Origin of the sequence: Bacillus sp. FSL W8-0102, from assembly GCF_038007225.1 — a bacterium.
GTDB lineage: Bacteria > Bacillota > Bacilli > Bacillales > DSM-4216 > Bacillus_O > Bacillus_O smithii.
Genome location: NZ_JBBOWT010000001.1, coordinates 532,217 through 558,518 on the forward strand (window position 1 = coordinate 532,217; position 26,302 = coordinate 558,518).

The window sequence follows — 26,302 nt, forward strand, 5'->3', positions numbered from 1 at the left end:
TCCCAAGCAGGAAACATGAAAAAAGGACTCTCTCCCTGGTAAGATGATCATTGCCAAACCATCAAACAGGAGGAGAGAGTCCCATGAATATTCAACAACATCTTACCACAAATTCGTTGTCATGGAAAGAGATCGAACTTGATTTGTTTCGAGCCTTGCAAAACGCCTTCGCCGAACTGTTTACGGCTTTGTTGGAGGACATCGACCGACAATTGGCGGAAACCCGGGACAAGCGCCGGTACCACTTGAAAGACAAACGACGCATCACGATTCAAACCCTGTTTGGCGAAGTTACCTTTGAGCGGAACTACTATTTAGACCGGGAACAAAACCGTTACACGTTTTTGCTTGATTCCTTTTTAGCGTTTGATGGATCGCAGTCAATCAGCCCTTGTCTAGAAGAAACAGCGGTGGGATTGGCGGTGGAGTGCTCTTCTTATCGCAAAGCGGCTCGTACGCTTGCCCAGATGGTCGGGTATCCGGTGATGAGCCATGAGGCGATCCGCCAGTTGGTGCTCGAAGCTGAAGCTCCGCTGCACTGCCCGGTCAACCAGCGATATGGACGGGTGCTGTTTGTGGAGGCCGATGGACTGTTTGTTTCTCGCCAAGGGAAGGGAAAACGGGCCAAGGAAGACAAGATCCTAACCGTTCACGAAGGGTGGAAGCGCAACGGCTCACGGATCGAATTTGTCAATCAGCGCCATTACGTCCATGAGGGCAAGGGGGAGGTGTGGGAAGGCTTCGAGGAATTTTTGATAAATGAATATGCCTATGATCCGTGTCGGGATCTTCTTGTCATCAACGGGGACGGCGCTCCATGGATTACCGCGTGCCGGGAGTATTTCAAGGGACGGGTCTGCTTCCAATTGGATCGATTCCACGTGGCGCGTGAGTTGCGCCAATGCCTCTCGGGCCATCCACGGTGGCAGGCGATTCGGCAAAAGCTGGCGAAGCAGGATGAAGAGAAGCTGCTTGTGGAACTGAACAGCGCCCTCGGCACGCTGGGGGACGAAGCGAAAGAACAACAGCTGGCTGCCTTGATCCACCGGATCGAATCGATGCCGGGATGCATCCGTGATTACCGGGAATGGCTGAAGGAGCAAGGAGTGGACACAACGGGCATGTATCCGATGGGGAGGGCTGAAAGCGTGATGAGCCAGTTGGCGTATCGGGTGAAATACCGCCGCAGTTGGACAGACAAGGGACTTAGGGCGTTTTTCAAGGCAATGATTGCCCGGATGGATGGGATTCGTCTTTTCGGACGTCGTTTAGGAGAAGAATCGTCGCATCCGGCGGAGGAAACGGTGTCGACGGCATCCACCAAACAGACGATCGTGAACAAGGCGAAACAACGCGTCCGCCGTCTTTGGCCGGAGATCACGCGGAATAACGTGCCATATTTACAGCAATCGTCCGGGACACCGATCTATCATGCCCTGTCTGAACTCAAGGGATGGTAAAAAAAGGTATACATATCGGTCTGTCATGGCAAGGGATGAGAGTCCGAAAGCGCTTACGGATGATATTTAAAAAAATGGTTCGCTAACCTATGACTTACACCTGTTTTTTAGCGAACCAAAAAAGTTCCCACAAAGTCTTGACTGACTCTAGGCGTAGCCTAAAGTTGTCTCTTTTTTGTATTACGATATAATCAGTATTTATATAATGAAAGACTGTTATATCAACGGAATTAGATAATAATAATCATTCGGTATTCCTTTTTATTATCATCTTGTTCTGGTCGTAAAATATCGCAGACAAGTGATTAATGATCCCATATCTGACTATGCAAAAGATATGTTTATTCGACTTGGTGAACATTACAATATTTCCTTGGGCGAATGGAATCACGATCTTGACCATGTGCATATTTTGTTCAAGGCACACCCGAATAGTGAACTATCAAAGTTCATCAATGCCTATAAAAGTGCAAGTTCTAAGACTTATCAAAAAGCATTATCCACAAGTGAAAAGAAAACTTTGGAAAGAGTATTTTTGGTCAAGAAGCTTTTGCTTACTTACAACAGGTGGTGCGCCCATTGAAGTGATAAAGCAGTATATAGAAAATCAAGGGAGGAAGTGAGGTGATTCGATACGGCAAACAAAGCATATAAATTTCGTCTGTACCCAACACAAGAACAAGAGCAACTTCTTACAAAAACCTTCGGTTGCGTTCGTTTCGTCTACAACAAAATGTTGGCTGAACGAATGGAAACATATGAACCATTCAAGGACGACAAAGAAGCCTTGAAAAAGCAAAAAAAATTCCCGACTCCTGCAAAGTACAAAAAGGAATTTCCATGGCTCAAAGAAGTAGACAGCCTTGCGTTGGCAAACGCTCAACTGAATTTGCAGAAGGCATACCAAAACTTCTTCTCTGGTCGTGCTGAATTTCCGAAGTTCAAAAGCCGAAAGGCGAGACAGTCCTACACAACCAACGTGGTCAACGGAAACATTATGCTTTTGGATGGTTATATCAAATTACCGAAACTGAAACTTGTAAAAATCAAACAACATCGAGAAATTCCGTCACATCCTATCATCAAGTCTTGTACGGTTTCTCGAACAAAAACAGGAAAATACTATGTTTCTATTCTCACTGAATACGAACATCAACCTGTACAAAAAGAAGTACAAGCTGTTGTTGGCTTAGATTTTTCCATGAACGGTTTATTTGTCGATAGTGAAGAAGGTAAGACAGCCAATTACCCTCGTTTCTATCGCCAAGCCTTGGGAAAATTAGCGAAAGAACAGCACGTTCTATCACGCAGAAAGAAAGGTTCTAATCGTTGGCACAAGCAACGACTAAAAGTGGCGAAGCTACATGAAAGAATTGCGAACCAACGAAAAGACTTTCTACATAAGGAATCGCACAAATTAGCGAAACTATATGATTGCGTGGTTATCGAAGACCTCAACATGAAGGGAATGTCCCAAGCACTCAATTTCGGCAAAAGCGTTGCTGATCATGCATGGGGCATGTTCACGAAATTTCTCCAATACAAGTTAGAGGAGCAAGGGAAAAAGCTTATCAAAATAGATAAGTGGTTTCCATCATCCAAAACTTGTTCATGTTGCGGTCAAGTAAAGGAGTCTCTATCTCTTTCTGAGCGCATATTCCATTGTGATTGTGGTTTTGTAGCAGATAGAGATTGGAATGCTTCTATCAATATCAAGCGTGAAGGATTGCGACTGTTGGCATTAGCATCATCATAAATAGAGCATGGAACAGGCTCGATAGCTAAGTAAATTTCGTACCGTTAGGTGCGATTACCTTAGAAGCCCCCAACTCTAAGCGAAGCGTAGGTGGCGGGTAGTTCACAGGAAGGATCGTGGCATCCTCTTTAGTTCTTCTTTTACTCATTTTCATTCGAACAGCCGTATGGATGAAAATAGGGCGAGTTCCTCATCTCATTCCAATCCCCGGCATCATCGCTTTAATCATTGCATGGTTGTTAGGAAGAAAATATGATGAAACCTTTTTCCTTTCAATGAAAGATCCTTTGACGGGATTGAATAATAGAAGATACGTTCATTTTATATTTCCGAAATTCATAAAAACAGCACAACGCAAAAAGAAAAAACTGGTTGTTTTTGTATATGATGTTGATGAATTTAAACAAATCAATGATCATTATGGTCATGAATACGGTGATCAAATACTCCTATCGGTTTCAAAAGTTTTGGAGAGTGATATAACAAAGCATGATGTCATTGCCCGTTGGGGAGGAGATGAATTTCTTGGCCTTTCCCTTTTTTCTGACCTTCATGAAATCAAAGCAAGAATAGATTCCCTTCAGTCGAAACTCAAGGAACTGGCCAAAAGTTTTGAAAAAAAGATTTCCGTTTCTGTTGGATATGCCGTTTACGGAGAAGATGGAAAACGATTGCACGATTTAATTGAAAAAGCGGATCAAAACATGTACAGAAACAAACACTCCAGGAAAACAGTGTAAGTATATAAGGAGAGCTTGGCACATTTTGAAATCGTTAGGAAGATCAATATTTTGGACGGACTGCAACAGGCGAGAAAGAAGGGGACATACGTGACTTTGATAGCTGCTACCGACTTAGAGCATGTCTTAAAAAGATTATCATTCGCTTAGGAAGAAATCATTTTACGTAGAAAAAGGTACTGAATGCAAAGGCGGTCTCGACCTACAAACAAAAATCTGATTGTCGCTGCTTTCCAGACAATCAGAGTTTGAACAGTTCTGATAAAAAGGATCATTGAATTTTTATCGCTTTCCTAAGTCAATATCAGAAGGAATCTTAAAATCAATAAATAATGATCAACGAAACGGTTTATTAAATTAGAGGTGTTTGAGAAGCGGTTTGATCGGACCCTTCTGTTTCATTTTTTGCTGTTACAGATATTTGCAGGGGTGTCATATTATAAGCTGGTTCTTGATGAAAACTTAAATCTAGACCCATTAATTCTTCTTTTTCACCAACACGTAATACTGTAAGTAGGCTAATGACTTTCAGAATGATAAAAGTTCCAACTGTAGCCATAATGACAGCAGTTGTTACACCTGTCGCTTGATGGAGAAGTTGCGTAGGATTTCCGTACAGTAACCCATTATTTCCAGCCGGGTTTACTTCTTTCGTTGAAAATATACCAGTCGCGATTGCCCCCCAAATGCCAGCCATACCATGTACTCCGAAAGCGTCCAGCGTATCATCGTATTTTAATTGGGCTTTTAGAAAATTTATGCTGAAATAGCAAACAGGTGCGGCAATAATCCCAATGATTAAAGCGGAAGGAATGGTTACATACCCAGCAGCTGGTGTAATAGCCACTAATCCAGCAATACCTCCAGTAGCGGTTCCAATCAGGGTTGGGCGTTTACGCAGAATCCATTCGATGATGAGCCAGCATACCCCAGCAGCAGCTCCGCTTACATGGGTTGTTGCAAAAGCAAGCGAGGTCGTTGCTCCAGAAGCAAGGGCACTACCCGCGTTAAATCCAAACCAACCGATCCATAGGCAAGCAGCTCCAATGAGGAAAAATACAATATTGTGAGGCCGATTTTCATGGAGATATCCTTGTCTAGGTCCAATGATTAAGGCGGCCACTAAAGCACTCACACCGGATAAAATGTGGACAACTGTTCCTCCAGCAAAATCAAGTTCTCCCATTTGAAATAACCAACCGCCGCCCCATACCCAGTGGGCCATTGGAGCATAAACGAATGTCGGCCATAAGACACAAAAGATTACCCATGCCGAAAAAGAAATTCGTCCAGCAATTGCTCCTGAAATGATGGCGACCGTGATGGCTGCATATGCTATTTGTAAAAGCGCAAATATATAATGCGGTATGGTCAAGGAACCTAATGCAGCGGAGCCATCAACACCACTAAAGCCAAGGTGATTCAGTCCTCCGATTAGTCCGTTGATGTCTGTACCGTAACTTAAACTATAGCCCCATAGAACCCATACAACTGTGACGATTAATAGACTGACAAAGCTGTGCATCATGGTTGATACAACATTTCTTTCACTAACTAACCCTCCATAAAAAAGAGCGAGACCAGGTACGTGCATAAAAAACACGAGAGCTGTTGCAAGAATAATCCATGTTGTATCTCCAGTGTCTATTTTCGGGACTTTTTCGGCAGCAAACACATTCAATGGAAAAGTCATGAAGCATCCTAGTATCAAGATGGTTAATGAACTTCTTTTTTTAAGTAAGGAAAACATATAATCCCCCTTTGAAAAATCAGTGGTATTTAATAAATAAAGGGTGCAATTCCATCAGGCTGAATTCGATTAATGGTCCATTTTCATATGGGTATGATGTTCTTGCAAATTCATCGTACTTTTATTTTCTTTGTGGTGAATATCGAAAATGGTTGCGATCCCTATGATTAGGCAAGGTATCAATATAGTTGTGAAAAAGGGATTGAGTTGAAATTCGATTGTTTGAAAAATTTCTTTTTTTCTGATTTCTATATGAATCATCATCACAATAAAATAAATCGTTAGCAAATATATGATATCCATTGTGACAATCATTAAAGTTGTATGATTAACCGGAATCATTTCTCCTAGCATCGCTCCCATTGTACTACCCATGAGGCTGGAAGAAAAAAGTCCTTCAAAACAAGCTAGTAAACCAAATGGATAACTAATGGTGATGCAAATAAGAAAGCTTAATAGAATGGATCCAATGGTAGAAAAAGCCAGCTGTCCTTGTAATAAAATGCCTAAGAATAAGCCAATAGAAAAACTGCTGGCCATCTCTAAAGCCATAGAGATACTTTTTCCAACCATTGCGCTTATCAATTTACTATGGGGATAAACTTTTATGCGATAATAAATGGTATAGAACATAATTATAAGTAAACTACTGGCAATTAACATATTCCACCTCCAATTACTGTTAGAAAAAGGAATTCCAACTCTTTTTACGATCTTAATGGTGACTACAAGAAGAATCTGTATGAAAATGACAAGTAGAGTCATGTTTTGGTATCGGACGTGGCAAGTCAAGAGCTGGATTACGGTCAAAGAATCCTACTGGCTTTAATTGAAAACTTATATAAGCAGTTGGCATGATAGGCCAATCCTCTGTACGAGGGATATGGTGATGGCCCATTGTATACCACACTACGATATCTTCGTTTTCAATATTCCGATTTGCTTCGATATATTTCGTAAGTCCATCTCTACCCTTGTTTTGGTTAGGATATTTACCGCTGGCATACATTTCATCTGGATTGAATTTCGTCACGTGTAAATGATGTTTAATAAAACCGGCTCTTTGAATTAAGCTAGAGTCGTCGTAAGCGAAAGGAAGACAGTTTTCCCCGGTCATCAGTTTATATCCTACCGGTTGTCCGATGGCATTTAAGGAATTGGGGTTGATTATTTTCCATGTTCGTGCAGATGTGAGATCAATATTTCGCTTGGCTTCTTGTTCAGTTTGAAATGTTTTCGTTTCGGTATAGAAAGCATTGTGATATTTATTTTCTGGGCTTCTTTTTTCAGGTACTGTATTGACTTCTACAACTGAGTTATTAATGCCATCAATTTGTGTGTCGAGTCTAAAGTTAAAGAAATGTTGATGGTAAGGAGCGTTCAACTGAGGTGCAACGATCGTTCCGTATTTCGGAATCTCGTCCTTATCTAATGCCCCTGTATTTAACATACCGGTTAACTTCACTTCCATTTCAAGTGTTCCATCTTGATAGAATGACCAAAAGAAACCGTAATCATAGTTTGCAACTGTGGCGAAAAATGAAATAACAAGTCGTCTTGAACGACGAACTTCTACATCGTTATTTCTCCAATCTGTATGTTTCCAAGCGACTCCGTAATCTTCTTCATGAAGGCAAATGGCATTCGGAATAATTTTGACATTTCCTTTGCTATCGGTGAGGACAGCGTCAAAATAACGGATTTCTCCTAGACAGTCGCAACCTAACATTAGAGAGTTTGCTAATTGTCCAATACCATATTCTCCAGCGTCAAAAGCATTTTGACGGTTATGCATGTCACTTGCTTCTCCATATGGGACTACCATTTCCGATAAAGCAGCACGATAAAGGATTGGGCGAATTTTTCCTTTATCTTCATATCCTACAGTGTGAAGGACAAGTCCTTCTCTTGGAGTAAAACTGAAGCGGAAATCCCATTTTTGCCATCGAATATGGTGTCCGTCAATTTTGAAACTAGGCCCTTTTGGCTGTGAGATTTCGAGTGGTTTTAAGTCTTCTCGTAATTTAATAGAATCCGAGGTTTCAGGTGTATAATTGCCATCTAACGGGGGGAGGGGTTTGACACCATAATCCTCTATTCTTATGACTTCCATCTTGTTCAGATCCACTACAGCTACCAGTCCGCTAAGTGGGAAAGCATAGCCATTATCGTTTGGATTTTTTTTGACCCATGCTAAAGCTCTTGCAATTCTTTTTCCTTCATCTTCTTCTACACCAAAATAGCCGGCGGACCAGGGATCAATCATTACTAAACTGGGATCTGTCACACCACGTTTTAACAATGCAGCTTGATATTCAGGATTTCTCTTGACTACTTTTTCACATTCCTCAAATTCATCTAGCATAAAGCATGGCTGAACATCAGGAATGTATTCCCAGGACATCACTTTTTCATTTGAAATGGAAACAACTGCTTCAAACGTTTTTTCTGTTGCATTATTTAAAATAATGATGAAGGCTTCACGATTGATTGCATCCCCGTCATTGTAATTCAATACAACATCTTTTGGGGGTTCTTGTAATACCACTTGTACAAAACGGACGGAAGTGTTTAAATTTTTTTCTTTTCGTAAAATCGATACTGCTTTAGCAATTTCTTCCGGTGTTAAGGGTTCGAGTGGGTGATTAACCTTTTGTACTTTTGTCTGTTCCATGCTTATTTTTTCCTCCTTCTGCACAGATTATGAAAAATAATAGATACATTGCGAGTATGAACTTACGAACCTGCACTTGAGTGCAAGCTTACAAGATATTTACAAGCGATACGTCCCAGACAAACTGGTAAATGTAAGATTTATTTACGTTCTTTCAACTCCTTTCTTATACAATTTGATTATAATTTTTTAATACATCGAATTTATTGTAAAAAACGAAATTTTTTAATGATTATGTCACAATTTGTTTCTGATTATGTTATTATTTGTTACAAATATAAGTGAATTTGCTTGAAAGGGTGATGAATTTTGATCCATTTTTCTAATGTATCAGCAAAAATGTACTTTCCTTTTCAGCCGGAAATTCAGCAAAGTACTATCGGTTACCAAGAACTAAAACAGATTGGCGGGCAATTTTGTGATGATATTGCGTTGTATTATCAATTTAAAACAAAAAAGGAAACTCCGACTTTTCTTTCGCTAATTCCCGATGGTTGCTTTGATATACTGTTTTGTTGCAGCCCAAAAAAGCCTAAGGTATTTCTTTGGACAAGTCCGTATTTTCGACGGAAACAGCCGAAATTTGAAATAGATTGTGAGTATTTTGGAGTAAGATTCTTTCCTGAACAAACCATTATTTTATTGGAATATTCTATGAGAGAGTTGTTAGACAAGCAGATTCCATTATTGGATGTGCTTGCCGCAGATGCATCCATTGCGGACGCTATTTCAGAAGGGAAATCATTTTTAGAAAGGATTGCATTATTTGAAAAATTTTTGAAGGTCATTTCCTTAGATATGAACAATGATCAAAAAATTGTTGCGTATGCGATTCAAAAAATTTATGATTCTAAAGGCACTTTAAATATGAAACAACTGGCAAGATATATCGGTTATTCAGAACAATATATAAGAAAACAGTTTGAAGCATATATTGGATTTTCACCAAAGCAATTTTGCCAAATTGTTCAATTTCAAAATTCCCTAGATATGTTTATACGCACAGAAAACTTGAATCTATTAGACATCATTTATAAAAATGGATACTATGACCAATCACATTTTATAAAAGCTTTTAAAAAGTTCGTACGTTTGACACCGAAACAGTACAAAGAAAATTTTTTGAATTTTCCGTAATTATATCGTTCTTGATGATTTCTTTCATTTTGTAAAAACAAGAATTTCAATTGTAGAAGAATTCAAATGCTTCGATTGGAGGGATTAGGGTGCATGTTAGTAGACATGATGTAGATCTTTTGGATAAACTAAATCTTCTCTCCCGAAATAACAGTATGCTTTGATTATTCAGATCCTGGCACGAATAATATTCTGAAAATTATAAAAATATTGACCATTAGCTTCTGTATTATGTATAATGTATACATAATACAGAAAATTTATATTATTACATTATTTTTTGGATAGGATGATGAGTTTATGGAAGGAATGAAATTAAAACCGATTAAAGAGAAGACAACACAAGATATGGTTTATAAACAAGTTATGGAAGCGATTTTAAGTGGTGGTATCAGTAATGAAGAAATTTTTACGGAAGTTCAATTGGCAGAAAGTTTAAATACATCAAGAACACCTGTAAGGGGAGCTATACAAGATTTAGTGAAGGAAGGTCTACTTGTTTCTATTCCAAGAAAAGGATTAACTGTAAGAAAGATAACACCGGAAGAACAAGAAGAAATCTTTTTGCTTAGAAGTTGGATAGAAGATAAGGCTGTTAAAAAAATCATAAAAAATAATATCTCTACGGAACAACTAATATTCCTTAAAGACATTATTCGAGAGCAAGAAGAAGCAATGAAAAAGGATGATAATATTAAATTCATTCATTTAGACCAAGAATTTCATCTTTCTTTAACAAGATTGGCCAACTATAAATTAATGGAACAAGTTTTGAATAATCTGCATAATCTTACTCAACTAATGGGGTTAAAGGCTGTCAGTCGAAAAGGTAGGATGAAGGATGTATTAATGGAACATCAACAAATTATTAAAGCAATAGAGATGAAAGATTCAACGTTAGCGTCTAAGTTTGTTTTGGAACATATTAGAAAAACGAAGGAAGCATTAAGTTATTAGGGATAATTGACAATAGGGGTGATTCATAAAAAAACAGAGTGAAATGAAGAATGATGTTATGATTACAATTTTTAAGCATCGGATAAGTTTAACCACAAAAATATAATATTTATTCTAAATGTGACGATGTTAAATTCAAAATGAAAGATTATGTAGAAACTCATTTTCTGGATCAAAAAACAGGTAGCGTATTTTTTGAATGAACCAGATAAATCAAGAGAAATTCTAACAGGATAGCGAGCAGAGAGTACTAGATCAATTGGAATTGAGGCTCTTTTTTGATTTAATAGACCGAAAATTCTGACTATTACAAAGGGATCTATTTGTAATCACTTTCTGGTACCTCTCTAATTTGCGTTAACAGAATTCTTAACAATACTAACTCTGAAAAATGACAAAATTTTTGTATAACAGATCTAATTAAAAAGTAAAAAGGGGTGATCGTCATGAAAGTGGCTTCTATTCAAGTTGAAATTAGAGATAATGAAACAAAAGAAGAGAGGATCAAACGAGTTGGGCAGCAGTTAGATGATCTTGAAAATTTTGACCTTATTATTCTTCCTGAAATTTGGGCAACGGGTTATTTTTCTTTTGACAACTATATTAAAGAAGCTGAATCTATCAATGGTCCGTATGTACAATATTTTTCCGAAAAAGCAAGAAAACTGGGTGCATACATTCATGCGGGAAGTTTTGTCGAGAAGGAAGACAATAAATATTATAACACAAGCATTTTATTTAACAGAGAAGGAAAACTTATTGGGAAAAGTAGAAAAATTCACTTATTTCAATACGGTTCAGCAGAAGGGGAAATATTAACACGAGGGGAAAAACCAATTGTGATTCAAACAGAATTTGGAAAAGTCGGACTTTCAACATGCTATGATTTACGCTTTCCTGAGTTGTATCGTTCACTTGTTGATCAAGGTGCCATAATTTTTCTTGTCACATCTGCTTGGCCACATCAAAGATTAGAACATTGGAAATTATTTAATGTCACTCGAGCACTTGAAAATCAGTGCTTCTTGATTTCTAGTAATTGTGCAGGAACCACTAGAAATGTTCTGATGGGTGGGCATAGCCAAATCGTTGATCCTTGGGGGACAGTAGTTGCTTCCGCAGGAGAATTTGAAACAATAGTTAAAACTGAAATTAATCTTGAGCAAATTGATTATATTCGCGAGACATTCCCACAACTGAAACATCGAGTGTTATAACATGACTTAATATATGATTATTAAAGCTTATCCAACAATAAAAGAGGTTTTTGCAAATTTGCTCTGAAAGCTTAGACACAAGGGAAACAATAGGTGAAATAGGATTAAAGAGTTGATATTTCAATAAAAGGGTTAGTTTTTCAAAAATGTGATTGGGGGATGGTTATAATGTATAAATTAGCTGATGATACAGTTTATGTTGATAGAATAAAGCAACAAAAAATTGCTGGTTTTTCAAGTGTACTTGGGTCAACGATTGAATGGTATGATTTTTTTCTTTATGGAACAATGGCTGCACTCATATTTCCAAATTTGTTTTTTCCTCAACAAGATCCATATGTTGCAACTCTTTTAACCTTTTCAACATATGCAATTGGTTATATCGCAAGACCGATAGGAGCGGTTTTGTTCGGACATTTTGGAGATAAAATTGGTAGAAAGGTTTCTTTAATAACAACTTTAATAGCCATGGGTGCAGTGACGATGATTATAGGTTTATTACCAGGATATGAAAAAATAGGTTTGCTTTCCGCCGTTTTAATAACAATATTGAGATTCATACAAGGAATTGCTATCGGAGGAGAGTGGCCAGGGTCCGTTCTTATTTCCATGGAATGGGGAACAAACAAAAATAGAGGTTTTATGGCTACTTTGCCTCAAATTGGAGTGCCATTAGGGTTGATATTAGGAACAGCTGTAACATCTTTTTTTATTAAAATTTCAGGTGATCATTTTGAAACATGGGGTTGGAGAGTACCTTTTGTTTTAAGCGTCGTTTTAGTTCTTATAGGATTAATAATTAGATTAAATTTATTGGAAACTCCTTCATTTCAAAAAGTTCTTGATGAAGGAGATCTGCCGAAGCTTCCTATTGTTTCGATTTTTAAAGATTATCCTAAACAAATGTTGGCAGCGGTTTTTTCGAATATTAGTAGCGACATTGCATTTGGAGTATTTGCATTTTATACGACAACTTATGGAATAACATATTTAAAGTTGGATAAATCCATTTTTGTGAATGCAACTCTTATAGGTGCAATCGTTGCTGTGTTTACAATCTTTATAACTGGATATTTTAGCAATAAAATAAATCCCAAAAAAATATTAGGGTATGGTAATATACTGCTTATTTTGTGGGCTTTACCATATTTCTATTTACTTAATACGAAAAGTACAGGACTAATTATATTAGCAGTAATAATAGCATTTGTCATCCACTCTTTAATGTGGGCGCCTTTGGCTCCAGTTATTGCTGCCAGTTTTCCTGCACATCTTAGATACAGTGGATCAGCTGTATCGTTTATGTTAAGAAGTGTAATTGGAGGAGGATTTGCTCCATTAATTTCAACATATCTTCTTAATAAATTTCACAGTGGCTATGCTATTAGTGTCTATATTATTATAGCGGCAGTCATAGCACTATTTGCTTTAAAACATGTAAATCTTAAATATCAAATGGAAGACGAATAAATTTCTTTAATGTATTCAATACAACGTTTATGTGAGAGATTAATAACAAAAACAGATAATCATTAATTTGAATTTTTAGACAAGGAGCGATGAAATGAGCCGCAATGAATTTATAGTAAAGATTGGTTCGAAAGAAAAAAAGCTGACTATTAATACATGTTATTGTATTGGATATTCAGGGAGAAACAAAGAACAAATTATAAATCATATTGAGGAGTTAACGGCTTTAGGTGTACCCAAGCCAAATGAAATTCCTGCACTTTATCCAATGAGAAAAAGTGGTATCACTCAAGAAACTATAATAGACGTTTTGGGAAACAAGACAACAGGAGAAGTAGAAATAGTATTGATTTTTGGAGATTTAGAAGGCGAAGTTTATGTAACAGTAGGAAGTGACCATACGGATAGAGCATTGGAGACAGTAGATATTAATAAATCCAAATTGGTATGTGATAAACCATTTGCAAAAACAGTTTGGCCATTGCAAGACGTGATGAATCACTGGGACGATTTAGAATTAGAAACTTATATTAAAGAGGAGAAAGATTGGGAACTATACCAAAAAAGTTCAGTACAATCAATAATTTCACTTGACGATATTCTCACTTTTTTGAAAAACAAAAATGTAAAACTTCAAAACTCCATAATTTTTTGTGGTACAGTTCCTTTGATAAATGGTTTCAAATATTCGAAAAATTATCTAATGAAAATAGTTGATCCTATCTTAGAAAAAACTATTTCATTAGAATACTACACAAATACATTATAGATAATTAGTAGAAAATTGTAAAATTTAAACAACAAACGACATTTAAAAATTTAGATTAAAGTCCTTTATAAAAATTTCCTTCATCAGATATAAGCCCAGTAGCTTTGCTTTAGAGGGGTCTTATTCACCAACTGTTATTCTTGAACTTTTCCGAAATTTAATAGCATATAAAAGAAGAAGGGGATTTTTTTGTGAATGAAAGTAGGCGCTTCAATTTTATAGTTGGTCGCTATTTATAATTAGAGATGAATCAAATGACTGGACCTAATCAAGAGATGCTCATGCCCATAAGAAAAATAACAGCCTCTTGCCTTTTCGGCAGAGGCTGTTATGGCTTTTATTTGTCCGCCGGGAAGACAATGCCTGTTTGTTTCCGGGCTTTTTCTATAATTTCGATGGTAGTAAGTGAGTGTTGATGCGAATTGATCTCCGATTGTTGTTTGCCGTTTTGAATTAATTCGATAAATTCTTTTGCTTCGTAGTACATAGGATGATGGTCTTGAGTTTCGGTAATGTCTTCGATGCGTCCGTCGCGATAGCGAATTTCGACTTTTTGCGGCGTATGGATCGCATCGATGATAATGCTTCCTTCTTCTCCTTGAATTTCGGCAGGGATATAGGAATTCGAAATTTTGGAGTACTGAACCACCGCGTCCATTTCTCCATAGTCGAGAATGACGCTTCCTTCTCCATCCACACCCGTTTCCAGTTTAACACTGTTGGCTTTTACATTAAGAGGTTTCCCGAATAATACTACCATTGGATACAGGCAATAAACGCCAAGGTCCATTAAAGATCCGTTGGAAAATTTGGGGTTAAAGGCGTTTAGCACCGTTCCTTGCTTGTATGCGTCATAGCGCGATGAATATTGGCAATAGCTGGCGAAATAGCGGCGTATTTTTCCGATTTTATGTATATGTTTGCGAATGGCTTGGAAATTAGGGAGTAGTGTTGTTTTCATCGCTTCCATTAGGACGACATTGTTTTGTTGGGCTGCTTCGATCATAGCTTGCACTTCTTTTGTATTGGAGGCCATTGGTTTTTCGCATATAACGTGTTTGCCGTGGTTCATCAGCAAAATGGCTTGTTCGGCGTGAAAGGAATTAGGGCTTGCAATATAAACAGCATCAATTTCATCGCTTTTTGCCATTTCTTCTAAGTTGGTAAAGGTCAGTTCAGCACCTACTTTTGCCGCAAATTCTTTTGCTTTCTCTTCAGTCCGCGAATACACTGCTTTTAATGAAAAATCCGGTACTTCTTTGGCCGCTTTAATAAATTCCTCAGTAATCCAGTTCGTTCCAATGATCGCAAATTTTATCATCGTTTGTCACTCCTTCATGGCAAGAACATGCTACCAGCATTGTACCATATTTTAAGGGGCCTGACCCCTTTAAGCCATTAAAGGGGTCAGGCCCCATTTGGTATATTGATATAAGTATCCTATTTTTCTGGGAAATTGATTTATGAGGAATGCGCAGATGAAATGATGAACAATAGCGTTGACGAGCTTAATTAGTGTGATATAATTCAGAATAATAAATTATATTGGAATTATCATAATATTATTTTTGGATCGCTTGTTTGATTCTGCACTGCAAAGCTCTTTGTTAGAACGTTGGAATGATAGAATGTCAAATTTCTGGAGAAAGAAGGGGTAAGATGGTACTCATTGGTGTTGCTTTGATCATTGTTGGCTTTTTGTTTCGGATCAATCCGTTGGTTGTCGTAACGGTTTCGGGATTGGTCACTGGGTTGATAGCTGGTATTCCCTTTAAGGATCTCATCGCTCAATTTGGTGAAGCGTTCACGACGAACCGTTATATGTCGATTTTAATCATTACTCTTCCGGTTATCGGTCTTATGGAACGAAGCGGTTTGCAAAAACAATCGGCTTTGCTTGTTTCGAAAATAAAAGCGATCACCGCTGGTAGATTGATCAACATTTACTTTTTGATCAGGGAAATAGGGGCGGCGCTAGGATTGAATAGTATCGGTGGACATCCACAAACTGTTCGTCCCCTCATTGCGCCAATGGCGGAAGGAGCTGCGGAAGCCAAATACGGGAAGCTACCTAAAGAGGAAAGGGAAAATATCCGTGCACATACGGCCGCTGCCGACAACATTGGATTGTTTTTCGGTGAAGATATTTTTGTTGCTGTCGGAGGAATTTTATTAATGAAAGGCTTCTTTGACCAAAATCATGTTGTGAGTGACCCAGTGTTGATGGCACTATGGGGGATTCCCACTGCGGTTGGTGTCTTCATCATCCATTCCATTCGACTATATTTATTCGACAGACGTTTGGAGCGACGTCTTGGGCAAAAGAAACCTGAAAACAAGGAAGTGAAATCTTCATGATACTGTCTCTTGAATACCTCTATGTTTTGATGGGAGTCATCGGTTTGTGCTGTTCTATCTACACTTTTTTGGATAAAAAAAATACAAAACGAATCACTTCGGGGTTGTTTTATTTTATCTATGCTGTGACTTTGTTGCTGGGAAAAGTGATCCCGCCGTTTTACATAGGCTTGCTCGTCATTCTGATGGTACTTATCGTAGGTTTCGGAGGTTTAGAAAAAGGAAAATATGACAGCACAAGCGAAGAGGAACGCGAAGCGAAACGCAAGCGGCTCGGCAATTGGCTGTTTTTACCGGCGTTGCTTATTCCATTTTTAACCGTTATTTTTTCAAAAGCACTGGCGGGTATCAAAATCGGCGAACTCTTTCTATTTGATCCATCCAATCCGACATTGGTTGGTTTAGGCGTTGCTTGTGTCATCGCTATGATGGTTGCTCTGGCACTTACAAAGAGTACTCCAAAGACAGCCATCAAGGAATCCCGCCGTTTGCTGGAGGCAATTGGCTGGGCTGTCGTGTTGCCTCAATTTTTAGCGACGCTTGGCACGATTTTCGATAAAGCTGGCGTCGGCAATGTGGTGGCCGATATTGTCAAACATATGATTCCATCTAATTCATTATTTTGGAGTGTCGTGGTGTTATGTGTTGGAATGGCGTTCTTTACCATGATCATGGGAAATGCGTTTGCGGCCTTTCCGGTCATGGCCGGAGGAATCATCATTCCGATCCTGATTCAGCAGTTCGGAGCGGATCCAAACCAAATTGCCGCCATTTCCATGTTTGCCGGTTATTGCGGAACGTTGATGACACCTATGGCTGCCAATTTTAATATTGTTCCCGCAGCTTTATTAGACTTGAAAGATAAATATCATGTCATTCGGGTGCAAGTACCAACAGCGTTGTTGACGCTTTTGCTCAATATTGTGCTGATGTATTGCCTGGCTAGATGGCAAATGTAGCTTTGGGATATGAAAATGTTGTGCACATGTGTAGATGATATGGCCAATGGAGCGTCCGTTTGAAACAAAATGATAGGGAATATTGTTGTGAGATTCATAGGTTTCGAGAGGAAGAGCATCGGAGGGAATAGTATGGAGAAAAAAGTTTTAATGACCGGTTTTGATGCTTTTGAAGGTGAGCGTTTGAATCCGGCTTTGGAAACAGTCAAAATTTTAAATGGTTACCAGGAAAAAGGGGTTCACATTGTTGCTGTAGAAATCCCAACGGTCTTTCGAGCCTCGATCAAAAAGCTGGAAGAAGCGATTAAAGAGGAGAAGCCAGATGTTGTGATCTGCGTTGGGCAGGGAGGAGGTCGAACACACATTACACCAGAGCGGGTAGCCATTAATGTGGATGATGCCAGAATTCCCGATAATGAAGGCAATCAGCCTATTGATGAGGCGATTGTAAAGAATGGTCCGGTTGCCTATTGGTCGACGCTGCCGATCAAACGCATGGTGAAGAATCTACGAGAAAGCGGTATCCCTGCAGAGGTATCTAACTCAGCCGGAACGTTTGTCTGTAATCATTTGTTTTACGGCTTAATGCATTATTTGCATGACAATGCTCCGGATGTGCGCGGAGGATTTATTCACATCCCTTATTTGCCGGAGCAGACTGTCAATAAACATGCGCCAAGCATGGCACTTGAAACGATCGTTAAAGGTTTAAAAATCGCTGCCATCACTGCTGCACTCGAGCCAGCTGACATAAAAGAAATCGGTGGGGCGATTCATTAAAAAATAGGAGATGGATATTTCTAGTGATTTTTGAAAGCAGCAGTTCCACTCATTAAGAAAAAGATGAAAGGGATATCAAATGAATTTTCCAATTTTTGGCCCTGTCCAATTATCCGGATAGGGCCTCTTTTATAAAATATGTCGATCGTTTCTGTTCCTTAGTTCATCCTTATTTAAAAAAAATTTATGTATTTTTAAATGAATCGAGGGAAGCATTTAGTTCTTTGGCTAATACATATAATGATTTGGCTTCATCTGCAACTTCGTTTATTGTTGTATCTTGTTCATCAGTGATAGAAGCGACTTCTTGCATGCTGCTTGAAATTTGTTGGGCGATGCTGGCGATGTTGGACATGCTTTCTACCATTTCGCTCATTTTTTGTTCCATAATTTCCGCTGCGGTAGACATGGATTTTGATTCTGAAGAGGCTTGTTCCACAACGGATATTAGATCATCAAAAGATTGCTTTGTGGAATGCATCATATCTATTCCTTCTTTTAAAATGCTGGAGTTATTCGTAATAGCGCTGGTGACATTTTCCGTATCGTTGCGGATGATTTCGGTTAATTGTTTAATTTCTTCTGAAGCTTGTTTGGATTGTTCTGCTAGATTTTTCACTTCTTGTGCAACGACTGCGAAACCTTTTCCTTCGTCTCCGGCTCGAGCGGCTTCGATGGATGCATTTAATGATAATAAATGTGTTTGTGAAGCGATGGTTTGAATGACTTTGACGAATTGATCGATATGTTTCGTTTTATGGTCAAGTGTATAAATTTTTTCTGTTGTTTCAAGAAACGTTGCTTGTACTTCTTCTAGTTTTTTCACTGTTTGATTGATGAATTGAAGCCCTACTTTCGATTTTTCATTGGCGATCATGGCTACGTTGTCGACTTTTTTTATCGCTGAAGCGACTTGCTTTACTCGATGAGACGTTTCATGAATCGCTTCGGTGCTTTTTAATGAATATTGAGATTGGCGTTCCATTGCATCGACGACTTCTTTCATTGCCTTTGTGACGATGTCCGATGTTGCTTTTGAATGATTCGAAGAGTCTCTCAATTTGTTAGAGGACGATTCAATTTGCAAAGTAGTGTGATCGACTTGCTGGATGAGAAATCTTAAATTGCTGACCATTTGATGAAATCCATTAGACAGTGTCGTGATTTCTCGCGATACGGAATGAATATGTATAGGTGTATCTAAGTCTCCGCCGGCCACTTGGTCAAATGCTCGTTTTAGCAACGTAATAGGCTTTACAATGGAGCGAATGGTCATAAAGCCGATAAAGCTGGCTACTAAAATCATAGTGATTGTGAATCCCAACATCATTCTTTGCTGGTGGGTGATCGGCTTGATATAGTCTTGATCTTTAACGGCAATGACAAAAGTTGCATTATCCAGCTCGATTAATGGTGATAAAGCCATCGTATAGCCATGAAGATGTTCAATGCCTGTTTTTTGTTTCAAAATTTGATTGATTTCATTTTTAGTGAGGGGGATTTTTTCTTTTAAATTCGTATCCGCTAATCCTTTGATTTCTTTATCTTTTGTGATTTGAAATTGGATGGGGATTAAGTTTTGTTCTTTAAACATTCTTTGATTGAGCTGCACGGCATAGCGCAGTTCGCGGTTAAAGTCTTCTCTCGTCGTAGAGGCTTTTAACATGACCACCTTTTCCGACATCACTTCTGCAGATAAAGATAGCTGCTGCTCCATTGATTGGATGGCGAGCTTTTTATTTTTTTCAACATTCACATAGGCGATCAGCAAAGAGGATAAAGCGATCACTGTAATGATAGGCACAAGCAATATGGTGAGCAGCCGAAACTTTTTTTGATTTTTCTCTTTTCTCATTTTGATACCCCTATAAATGTAATATTTTACTCTCATTTAACCAAACCAATGTAAAGATAATATAAATTTTTCATAAAGCATTCGTTAAAAAAAGGGGCCTGACCCCGTTAATGATTTAAATCGATAATGTGATAAATCGATAAATCTATTAATCATAAAGCAAGGAATCGATAAATATATAAAGCAATGGTGATAAAGCGGTAGTGATCATGCGAGATGATTAATTGGTTTAGGGATGACTTTTGTCAAATGAGGGGTGTGTTTTATTTAAGGTTGGTAGGAGGTGAGGATAAACTATTGGCATGTAAATAGGGCTTGTAAGCAGTGGTGTCTTCGTTCAAAATGAGAATGATTATAGGAAAAGAAACAGGTGATTTTAATGAAGCATAAATGGTTTTGGTGGGGGTTCGTGCTCATTTGGTGTGGGGTCATTTTTTCTTTTAGTCAATTTTCTATGTTTACAGGTGCAAATACGGCGAAAGTCATTCATCACATCGCTCAGTATTTTGGATTGGAGGGGACGAACGATCATCGAGATAGCGGCGTCTTTTCGTGGAATTTTATCATCCGCAAATTTGCGCATCTTTCAGCTTTTGGTTTTTTGGCTTTTCTTGTGTGGAAAGCGGTATTTCCGAATCGGTTTTCTTATATAGGAGCATGGTGTTTTACCGTATTGTATGCGGCATCGGATGAGTGGCATCAATCGTTTCGACCGGGACGGACGGCTTTATTTTCTGATGTGCTGATTGATGCAGCCGGAGCATTCATCGTTTTATTGTTTATCCGTTTTTATATACGGAGGCGTCATTAAAATAAATTCAGAGGGTTCCATTCATTCAAGCGGAGTATAAAGCATATAAAAATACTGGAAGCGAAAACCGCAGTCCAGTATCGAAAAGGGAACTAGTATGGAGTAAAAATAAGAGAGAACATATAAAGAGCTTACATAAAACTGTGTTTTTTAGCGGTACGAAAATCTGAATTTTAGATTCTTTTGATTTTCAAGAGAAATGAACAGGTTTGGTCCACTGTGATACAGAGAAGAAAAAGGAACCTAGTTTGCTAACCGTCTATTTGAAGGTAACGTGTATACGTACCTTCTTTTTTATTCTAACAATCTCTCCTTTGAATCAGAGAGTATCAAAGAAAATGGCTGATGATTTTTTGAAAAATGGTGGATTTCTTCAAAAGATAATAGACGGTTAATACGCCGAACGAATCAATCAGTAGATCATATAAACGGCCGTCTCGTCCGAAAAAAAGCTGCAAGATTTCGGTGGTGAACGCAAAAGCTACCGAAATCAAGATGGACTGCTTATGATCTTTCAGCCAGATATACAGAAGGACATCCATGATGGCAAAGCCGGTAAAGTGTCCAAGTTTTATCCAAAACCAATGGGGGTGAATCAGCTGGATATCATAAAAGTTAAAGAATTGTAAAAAATCGGGGGACGAATGCCATTCAAATTTAATGGTTTGAAATCGCAGCAACGCTTCCAAATTTTCGGTCCATGTATGGATGCCTAAGAACAATCCCCATAAGATGACCGCAAAGAATTTCAATGATTCTTGCCGGTGGTACCTTTCTTCTTTTTTTAGACTGGATATTCCGTTTTCTGTTTTGTTCATTGCTAAGCTCCTAGCGACTGGTTTTATTTCCCTATTATATCATATGAAAATAATGACTGGTGAGAGGCTATTGGACCAAGCCGTCAAGAAAAGAATGTAACTGCTCTGTTTCATCCGATGAACAAAGAGGAAGGATCTAATGAGAGCACTGTGTTAAACTTTCAACAGTGTAAAGAGATTCTTTTTTATCCGAACACCTATGGTTTCGGCAGCTATGGACTTCGTCATTCTGGCTTTCTGGATTTTGATTGATTAAAGATAGGGGCCTGCCGTTTATCAAAGTATAATTAGGATATGAGAGAAGAAGGAGGAATAACTGCGCTTTGTGGATAGATATTCTTATAGCTTGTGATTTGTTTTCTGAAGATTCATAATTATATTATATTTGGTTCAGGAGGTATGGAAATGACAAATCAATATACAAATGTACGTGTTGCGGTTGTACAAGCGGCTTCTGTGATCATGGATCGGGATGCTACTACGGAAAAAGCGATTTCGTTGATTCAGGAGGCTGCGGAAAAAGGAGCTGGCATCGTAGTGTTTCCGGAAGCTTTCATTCCGGCGTATCCAAGAGGACTGACTTTTGGAACGAGCGTTGGCGGCCGTTCACCGGAAGGACGAAAAGATTGGCTTCGTTACTGGGAAAATTCCGTACCTGTGCCCAGTGAAACGACAGAACGGTTGGGAGAAGCGGCTCGTAAGGCAGGAGTGTATCTTGTGATCGGCGTTATTGAAAGAGATCATGAATTTAGTAGAGGAACTTTATACTGCACGGTTTTATTTTTCGGACCGGACGGCTCTTTGCTTGGAAAACACCGGAAGTTAAAACCGACTGCCTCTGAACGAATTATTTGGGGAGAGGGGGACGGAAGCACGCTGCCGGTAATTGATACGCCTTATGGAAGAATGGGCGCATTAATTTGTTGGGAAAATTATATGCCGTTGGCGAGAACGGCCATGTATGCAAAAGGAGTTCAAATTTATATTGCTCCGACAGCGGATGCGAGAGAACTGTGGCAGTCTACGATTCGTCATATTGCCGCTGAAGGAAGGTGTTTTGTGTTATCTTGCAATCAGTATGTGACGAAGGATATGTACCCGACGGATTTAGCGTGCTATGAAGAGCTGGAGTCTTCGCCACATGAAATGTGCATCGGCGGAAGCGCCATTGTCGGACCGCTTGGAAACTATATTCATGAACCTGTCTATGGAAAAGAAGATATTTTAATCGCCGATCTTGATTTGCGTGAGATCGCCTATAGTCAATTTGATTTTGATGTCGTTGGGCATTACTCAAGACCGGACGTATTCCAGCTTTTGGTGAATGAAGAGAAGAAAGACAGCGTTAAGTGGATAGGATCTAATCATTTCTGATGAAATAGCAATGAAAGATTTTGCATATGAGGAATTCAAGCACCTTTTTCTTGCGACTAAAAAGGGGGCTTATTCCGCATGAAAATATCTTTTCGGTCATGTTCTTTCAAAAACCGCTTTGGTATGCCACTTGCATATTGAGGGAAAATGATAAAAACGGTGAAGTTTGGAGGTGAAACAATCGATGGAATAGGAACAACCGAGAAGATCTCGCGGAAAAAGATTCGTATGGAGAAAATAGAGTTTTCGACTGTGATCTTCGGGAATGGAAGTCAGCTAATGACGTAGAATTTAGTAAAGAACTTTTCGTAATGGTTGGTGAGACGACAAAGGCGAAAGCCGATGAGAAAGAGGAAATGGGTATGACCGACATTATTGGAAACAGGACCATTCCGCAATTACTAAAGGAAATGGCCACTCTTTATCCAAAGAAAACGTTTGTTGTGTTTGAGGATCAACAAGAGCAGACCAGCTCGCTTACTTATGAAGAGTTTCTCGATAAAGTCCGTCGTCTGGCCCGTGCTTTGCAGCAGTATGGCATTCAAAAAGGAGATAAAGTACTTCTTCACCTGCCCAATGGAATCGACTTTATGATTTCTTGGTTTTCGGTCACTTCCATCGGAGCGGTGATGGTTCCCACCAATGTTTTATCGACAGCTGAAGAAATGGCTTATTTGCTCGAACATTCCGAAACGAAACTGGTGATTACGGAAAAAGAGTATGTCCACAAGTTTACGAGATTCCGAGATCGATTGAACGGCTTGTTTTTGGCAAGTAGTGATGAGGACGACTACGGTGTAAGCCTTCAAAACATCATCCATGAAACAGAACCACTGACTGCCTTTCCTCGTTTATCGAGCGATGACATTGCTTCCATTTTATATACGTCAGGTACGACATCCAAACCGAAAGGGGTTTTGCTTACTCATGCCAATTATATCTACGTGGGAGAAATCATGTCCAAAACGCTGAGGATGTCCCCGGATGACCGCGTGTTCATCGTATTGCCGATGTTCCACGGGAATGGGCAATATTACTTAGCGATGCCGGCATTGACGGTTGGAGCCAGTATCGCGATAGCAGAACGATTCAGCGCCTCCCGCTACTTTCAACAAGCGAAACGATTGCGGGCAACGGTCGGATCGTTGTTTGCCGCCCCTTTAAAAATGATTTTAAAGAAGCCTTATCGGTCTGCGGATGCTGAACATTCATTGCGGCTGATTATTTTCGCACAGTCTATCACAAGGGAACAACTCCGTGAGTTTGAACAACGATACCGTGTATCTTTGCGGCAATTATACGGGATGACGGAAACCGTCGGCACCCCGCTCATTAATCCGTTGGACGGCTATTACAATAACAGCAGCATGGGACGACCGACGATTGTTATCGAGTCAAGCTGGTCGACGAAAACGGTCATGAAGTAAAAGACGGCGAAGCGGGGCAAATCATCGTGAACGGAATTCCGGGGAGGACCATCATGAAAGGCTATTTTCATAATGAAGAGACGACAAGCAGCACCATAAAAGACGGATGGCTCTATACCGGCGATGTCGCACGGAAAGATCCCAACGATGGATTTTTTTACTTCGTGGATCGTCAAAAAGATATGATCAGGCGTGCCGGTGAAAATGTAGCAGCCGGTGAAGTGGAAGAGGTGATTAATCAATGTGAAGGTGTTTTTGAAAGCGCTGTTATTGGCGTTCCTGACGAAATAAGAGATGAAGCCATCCATGCTTTCGTGATTGCAAAAGATGGATACGATCTTTCCGAGCAAGAAATAATCGATGTCTGTAAACAAAAGCTTGCCAAATTCAAAGTTCCGGAAGTCATTCATTTTGTCGACGAGTTTCCGAGAACCTCCGTCGGTAAAATTCAGAAACATGAGTTGAAAAAATTCCTCTACGAGAAAGGGGCTGCAAAACGCAAGTAGTCAAAAGTTTTATTTTCTAGTATTCACACTAGGGGTGAATGGCAGGATGCCATTTTTTCCGCAGGTCCCATTTGGCGATGGTGCAATAATGGACAGTATTCTTTAGCCTTATTAAAATCAGCTTCACTAGTTGAATAGGAATCAAAGAAGAGAGAGCAAGAGGCCAGGAAAATGGATCGGCTCTCTTTTTCTTTTGATCAAACGCAAAAACGGAGAAGAGGTTGGGGCAGTGATAGAAATAGATTTTCTATGGTGATGACAAATTCACGATAAAAATGACAAATATTCGATCAATCTTGCCGAAATTTTGGCACAAAAACGAAGAGAAGGATGGAGGGGAGTGATTTTTTCAGTTGGCACGTTTTTTGCATGACTATGGGTGAAACAAATTGAAAGGGGAGAGGGGAAAATGAAAGCGGCTGTTGTGAATTCATTTAAACAAAAATTAGAAATTAAAGATGTGGAGAAACCAACATTAGAGTATGGGGAAGTGCTTGTGAAAATTGAAGCGTGCGGTGTATGTCATACGGATCTTCATGCGGCTCACGGAGACTGGCCGGTAAAGCCGAAGCTTCCTTTGATACCGGGGCATGAAGGAGTAGGGATTGTGGTAGAAGTCGGTGAAGGAGTTCGATCGATCAAAGTGGGAGATCGCGTCGGCATTCCTTGGCTTTATTCTGCATGTGGGGAATGTGAATATTGTTTAACCGGACAAGAAACTCTGTGTCCTCATCAATTGAACGGCGGATATTCTGTAGACGGCGGTTATGCGGAGTATTGTAAAGCTCCTGCTGACTATGTGGCAAAAATTCCGGAACATTTGGATCCTGTGGAAGTGGCGCCGATTTTATGTGCGGGAGTGACGACGTATAAAGCGTTAAAGGTTTCCAACGCGAAACCAGGGGAATGGGTTGCGATATACGGTATCGGAGGATTAGGCCACATTGCGCTGCAATATGCAAAAGCGATGGGATTGAATGTTGTAGCTGTGGATATTAGCGATGAAAAATCGGCATTGGCTAAAAAGTTAGGGGCCGATATTGCGATCAATGGATTAAAAGAAGATCCGGTCGAAACGATTCGGGAAAAATTAGGCGGAGTGCATGCGGCCGTCAGCGTGGCAGTCAACCGAAAAGCGTTTGAACAAGCTTACCAATCCGTAAAACGAGGCGGTACTCTTGTCGTCGTTGGATTGCCAAATGATGAATTGCCGATTCCGATTTTTGATACTGTTTTAAACGGAGTAACGGTAAGAGGTTCGATTGTCGGAACAAGAAAAGATATGCAAGAAGCTTTAGATTTCGCTGCACGCGGAAAAGTTCGCCCCATTGTCGAAACGGCACCGTTAGAGGATATTAATGAAGTATTTGAGAAAATGGAAAAAGGGCAAATTAACGGACGGATCGTATTAAAAATTGGGGAAGCCAACTAATTTGTCATCTTCTGAATGGCAGGGAGCGAGTACATACCACGGATCGCTCCCT

21 protein-coding genes and 2 pseudogenes are annotated in these 26,302 nt (G+C 39.3%); 17 read left to right on the forward strand and 6 right to left on the reverse strand.

The genetic code is table 11. The features are described 5' to 3' along the window. Positions 1 to 83 precede the first annotated feature (83 nt). The 4 genes and pseudogenes from N1I87_RS02595 to N1I87_RS02610 all read left to right on the forward strand — a co-directional run bounded on the left by N1I87_RS02595 (position 84) and on the right by N1I87_RS02610 (position 3,956). On the forward strand, positions 84 to 1,460 hold the full coding sequence (locus N1I87_RS02595; RefSeq protein ID WP_341100208.1) for an ISLre2 family transposase: 1,377 nt from the start codon (positions 84 to 86) through the stop codon (positions 1,458 to 1,460). A 218-nt stretch (positions 1,461 to 1,678) separates the two neighbouring features. Further along, positions 1,679 to 2,083 (forward strand): annotated as a pseudogene (tnpA, locus tag N1I87_RS02600) (IS200/IS605 family transposase). A 17-nt stretch (positions 2,084 to 2,100) separates the two neighbouring features. Beyond that, positions 2,101 to 3,216 (forward strand): annotated as a pseudogene (locus tag N1I87_RS02605) (RNA-guided endonuclease TnpB family protein); the annotation flags it as partial. A gap of 116 nt (positions 3,217 to 3,332) precedes the next feature. Further along, positions 3,333 to 3,956, forward strand: a complete 624-nt coding sequence (locus N1I87_RS02610; RefSeq protein ID WP_327805657.1) for a GGDEF domain-containing protein — start codon at positions 3,333 to 3,335, stop codon at positions 3,954 to 3,956. Positions 3,957 to 4,308: 352 nt separating this feature from the next. Here the strand turns inward: N1I87_RS02610 and N1I87_RS02615 are convergent, their stop codons facing one another. From N1I87_RS02615 to N1I87_RS02625, 3 genes are all read right to left on the reverse strand, one after another. Further along, entirely contained in the window at positions 4,309 to 5,706 is a 1,398-nt protein-coding gene (locus N1I87_RS02615; protein ID WP_341100537.1) for an ammonium transporter, read from the reverse strand. 69 nt (positions 5,707 to 5,775) lie between these two features. Continuing rightward, on the reverse strand, positions 5,776 to 6,369 hold the full coding sequence (locus N1I87_RS02620) for a hypothetical protein (protein ID WP_341100539.1): 594 nt from the start codon (positions 6,367 to 6,369) through the stop codon (positions 5,776 to 5,778). A 52-nt stretch (positions 6,370 to 6,421) separates the two neighbouring features. Then, positions 6,422 to 8,380, reverse strand: a complete 1,959-nt coding sequence (locus tag N1I87_RS02625; RefSeq protein WP_341100540.1) for a primary-amine oxidase — start codon at positions 8,378 to 8,380, stop codon at positions 6,422 to 6,424. Positions 8,381 to 8,689: 309 nt separating this feature from the next. On the opposite strand from N1I87_RS02625, the gene N1I87_RS02630 reads away from it, so the two are divergent. The 5 genes from N1I87_RS02630 to N1I87_RS02650 all read left to right on the forward strand — a co-directional run bounded on the left by N1I87_RS02630 (position 8,690) and on the right by N1I87_RS02650 (position 13,930). Beyond that, positions 8,690 to 9,517, forward strand: coding sequence for a helix-turn-helix domain-containing protein (locus tag N1I87_RS02630; RefSeq protein ID WP_341100541.1), 828 nt, complete (start codon positions 8,690 to 8,692; stop codon positions 9,515 to 9,517). Positions 9,518 to 9,817: 300 nt separating this feature from the next. After that, entirely contained in the window at positions 9,818 to 10,474 is a 657-nt protein-coding gene (locus tag N1I87_RS02635; protein ID WP_341100542.1) for a GntR family transcriptional regulator, read from the forward strand. Positions 10,475 to 10,920: 446 nt separating this feature from the next. Beyond that, positions 10,921 to 11,691, forward strand: coding sequence for a carbon-nitrogen family hydrolase (locus N1I87_RS02640; protein ID WP_341100543.1), 771 nt, complete (start codon positions 10,921 to 10,923; stop codon positions 11,689 to 11,691). Between the two features lie 168 nt (positions 11,692 to 11,859). Further along, the gene (locus N1I87_RS02645; protein ID WP_341100545.1) at positions 11,860 to 13,161 is read left to right on the forward strand and encodes an MFS transporter; all 1,302 of its coding nucleotides are present in this window, start codon (positions 11,860 to 11,862) and stop codon (positions 13,159 to 13,161) included. Positions 13,162 to 13,255: 94 nt separating this feature from the next. Further along, the gene (locus tag N1I87_RS02650; RefSeq protein ID WP_341100546.1) at positions 13,256 to 13,930 is read left to right on the forward strand and encodes a DUF2848 family protein; all 675 of its coding nucleotides are present in this window, start codon (positions 13,256 to 13,258) and stop codon (positions 13,928 to 13,930) included. A gap of 337 nt (positions 13,931 to 14,267) precedes the next feature. Here N1I87_RS02650 and N1I87_RS02655 read toward each other — a convergent pair whose 3' ends face one another. Then, entirely contained in the window at positions 14,268 to 15,251 is a 984-nt protein-coding gene (locus N1I87_RS02655; protein WP_270584563.1) for a Gfo/Idh/MocA family protein, read from the reverse strand. 338 nt (positions 15,252 to 15,589) lie between these two features. On the opposite strand from N1I87_RS02655, the gene N1I87_RS02660 reads away from it, so the two are divergent. The 3 genes from N1I87_RS02660 to pcp all read left to right on the forward strand — a co-directional run bounded on the left by N1I87_RS02660 (position 15,590) and on the right by pcp (position 18,027). After that, a complete protein-coding gene (locus tag N1I87_RS02660) occupies positions 15,590 to 16,288 on the forward strand; it encodes a DUF969 domain-containing protein (RefSeq protein WP_048622635.1) in 699 nt (232 codons plus the stop codon). Continuing rightward, positions 16,285 to 17,247, forward strand: a complete 963-nt coding sequence (locus tag N1I87_RS02665) for a DUF979 domain-containing protein (protein ID WP_341100549.1) — start codon at positions 16,285 to 16,287, stop codon at positions 17,245 to 17,247. The genes N1I87_RS02660 and N1I87_RS02665 overlap by 4 nt, the downstream gene beginning before the upstream one ends. Positions 17,248 to 17,379: 132 nt before the next feature. After that, a complete protein-coding gene (pcp, locus tag N1I87_RS02670; RefSeq protein WP_341100550.1) occupies positions 17,380 to 18,027 on the forward strand; it encodes a pyroglutamyl-peptidase I in 648 nt (215 codons plus the stop codon). Positions 18,028 to 18,211: 184 nt separating this feature from the next. Here the strand turns inward: pcp and N1I87_RS02675 are convergent, their stop codons facing one another. Beyond that, on the reverse strand, positions 18,212 to 19,882 hold the full coding sequence (locus tag N1I87_RS02675) for a methyl-accepting chemotaxis protein (RefSeq protein WP_341100552.1): 1,671 nt from the start codon (positions 19,880 to 19,882) through the stop codon (positions 18,212 to 18,214). Positions 19,883 to 20,261: 379 nt separating this feature from the next. Here N1I87_RS02675 and N1I87_RS02680 point away from each other — a divergent pair, with 379 nt between their 5' ends. Then, complete coding sequence (locus N1I87_RS02680; RefSeq protein ID WP_327825136.1) at positions 20,262 to 20,693, forward strand: VanZ family protein; 432 nt, start codon at positions 20,262 to 20,264, stop codon at positions 20,691 to 20,693. A gap of 329 nt (positions 20,694 to 21,022) precedes the next feature. On the opposite strand, the gene N1I87_RS02685 is transcribed toward N1I87_RS02680, so the two are convergent. Beyond that, positions 21,023 to 21,511, reverse strand: coding sequence for a VanZ family protein (locus tag N1I87_RS02685; RefSeq protein ID WP_327825137.1), 489 nt, complete (start codon positions 21,509 to 21,511; stop codon positions 21,023 to 21,025). Positions 21,512 to 21,916: 405 nt separating this feature from the next. Here N1I87_RS02685 and N1I87_RS02690 point away from each other — a divergent pair, with 405 nt between their 5' ends. The 4 genes from N1I87_RS02690 to adhP all read left to right on the forward strand — a co-directional run bounded on the left by N1I87_RS02690 (position 21,917) and on the right by adhP (position 26,250). Next, a complete protein-coding gene (locus N1I87_RS02690; RefSeq protein ID WP_003353976.1) occupies positions 21,917 to 22,885 on the forward strand; it encodes a carbon-nitrogen hydrolase family protein in 969 nt (322 codons plus the stop codon). A 311-nt stretch (positions 22,886 to 23,196) separates the two neighbouring features. Then, positions 23,197 to 24,312 carry an AMP-binding protein gene (locus tag N1I87_RS02695; RefSeq protein WP_341100557.1) on the forward strand — a complete coding sequence of 372 codons (1,116 nt, stop codon included), beginning with the start codon at positions 23,197 to 23,199 and terminating at the stop codon, positions 24,310 to 24,312. Between the two features lie 53 nt (positions 24,313 to 24,365). Continuing rightward, positions 24,366 to 24,818: a class I adenylate-forming enzyme family protein gene (locus N1I87_RS02700; RefSeq protein ID WP_341100559.1), complete on the forward strand. Its 453-nt coding sequence runs from the start codon at positions 24,366 to 24,368 to the stop codon at positions 24,816 to 24,818. Between the two features lie 409 nt (positions 24,819 to 25,227). Then, positions 25,228 to 26,250 carry an alcohol dehydrogenase AdhP gene (gene adhP / locus N1I87_RS02705; protein WP_003353974.1) on the forward strand — a complete coding sequence of 341 codons (1,023 nt, stop codon included), beginning with the start codon at positions 25,228 to 25,230 and terminating at the stop codon, positions 26,248 to 26,250. Positions 26,251 to 26,302: the final 52 nt, after the last annotated feature.

Bases quoted from the DNA above. Each gene is read 5' to 3' on its own strand.
- N1I87_RS02655 (WP_270584563.1), bottom strand. From the start codon at position 15,251: ATGATAAAATTTGCGATCATTGGAACGAACTGGATTACTGAGGAATTT.
- N1I87_RS02640 (WP_341100543.1), top strand. From the start codon at position 10,921: ATGAAAGTGGCTTCTATTCAAGTTGAAATTAGAGATAATGAAACAAAA.
- N1I87_RS02660 (WP_048622635.1), top strand. From the start codon at position 15,590: ATGGTACTCATTGGTGTTGCTTTGATCATTGTTGGCTTTTTGTTTCGG.
- N1I87_RS02595 (WP_341100208.1), top strand. From the start codon at position 84: ATGAATATTCAACAACATCTTACCACAAATTCGTTGTCATGGAAAGAG.
- N1I87_RS02645 (WP_341100545.1), top strand. From the start codon at position 11,860: ATGTATAAATTAGCTGATGATACAGTTTATGTTGATAGAATAAAGCAA.
- N1I87_RS02650 (WP_341100546.1), top strand. From the start codon at position 13,256: ATGAGCCGCAATGAATTTATAGTAAAGATTGGTTCGAAAGAAAAAAAG.
- N1I87_RS02700 (WP_341100559.1), top strand. From the start codon at position 24,366: ATGAAAGGCTATTTTCATAATGAAGAGACGACAAGCAGCACCATAAAA.
- N1I87_RS02625 (WP_341100540.1), bottom strand. From the start codon at position 8,380: ATGGAACAGACAAAAGTACAAAAGGTTAATCACCCACTCGAACCCTTA.
- N1I87_RS02685 (WP_327825137.1), bottom strand. From the start codon at position 21,511: ATGAACAAAACAGAAAACGGAATATCCAGTCTAAAAAAAGAAGAAAGG.
- N1I87_RS02635 (WP_341100542.1), top strand. From the start codon at position 9,818: ATGGAAGGAATGAAATTAAAACCGATTAAAGAGAAGACAACACAAGAT.
- N1I87_RS02620 (WP_341100539.1), bottom strand. From the start codon at position 6,369: ATGTTAATTGCCAGTAGTTTACTTATAATTATGTTCTATACCATTTAT.
- N1I87_RS02615 (WP_341100537.1), bottom strand. From the start codon at position 5,706: ATGTTTTCCTTACTTAAAAAAAGAAGTTCATTAACCATCTTGATACTA.
- N1I87_RS02695 (WP_341100557.1), top strand. From the start codon at position 23,197: ATGGTTGGTGAGACGACAAAGGCGAAAGCCGATGAGAAAGAGGAAATG.
- N1I87_RS02675 (WP_341100552.1), bottom strand. From the start codon at position 19,882: ATGAGAAAAGAGAAAAATCAAAAAAAGTTTCGGCTGCTCACCATATTG.
- pcp (WP_341100550.1), top strand. From the start codon at position 17,380: ATGGAGAAAAAAGTTTTAATGACCGGTTTTGATGCTTTTGAAGGTGAG.
- N1I87_RS02665 (WP_341100549.1), top strand. From the start codon at position 16,285: ATGATACTGTCTCTTGAATACCTCTATGTTTTGATGGGAGTCATCGGT.
- N1I87_RS02690 (WP_003353976.1), top strand. From the start codon at position 21,917: ATGACAAATCAATATACAAATGTACGTGTTGCGGTTGTACAAGCGGCT.
- N1I87_RS02680 (WP_327825136.1), top strand. From the start codon at position 20,262: ATGAAGCATAAATGGTTTTGGTGGGGGTTCGTGCTCATTTGGTGTGGG.
- adhP (WP_003353974.1), top strand. From the start codon at position 25,228: ATGAAAGCGGCTGTTGTGAATTCATTTAAACAAAAATTAGAAATTAAA.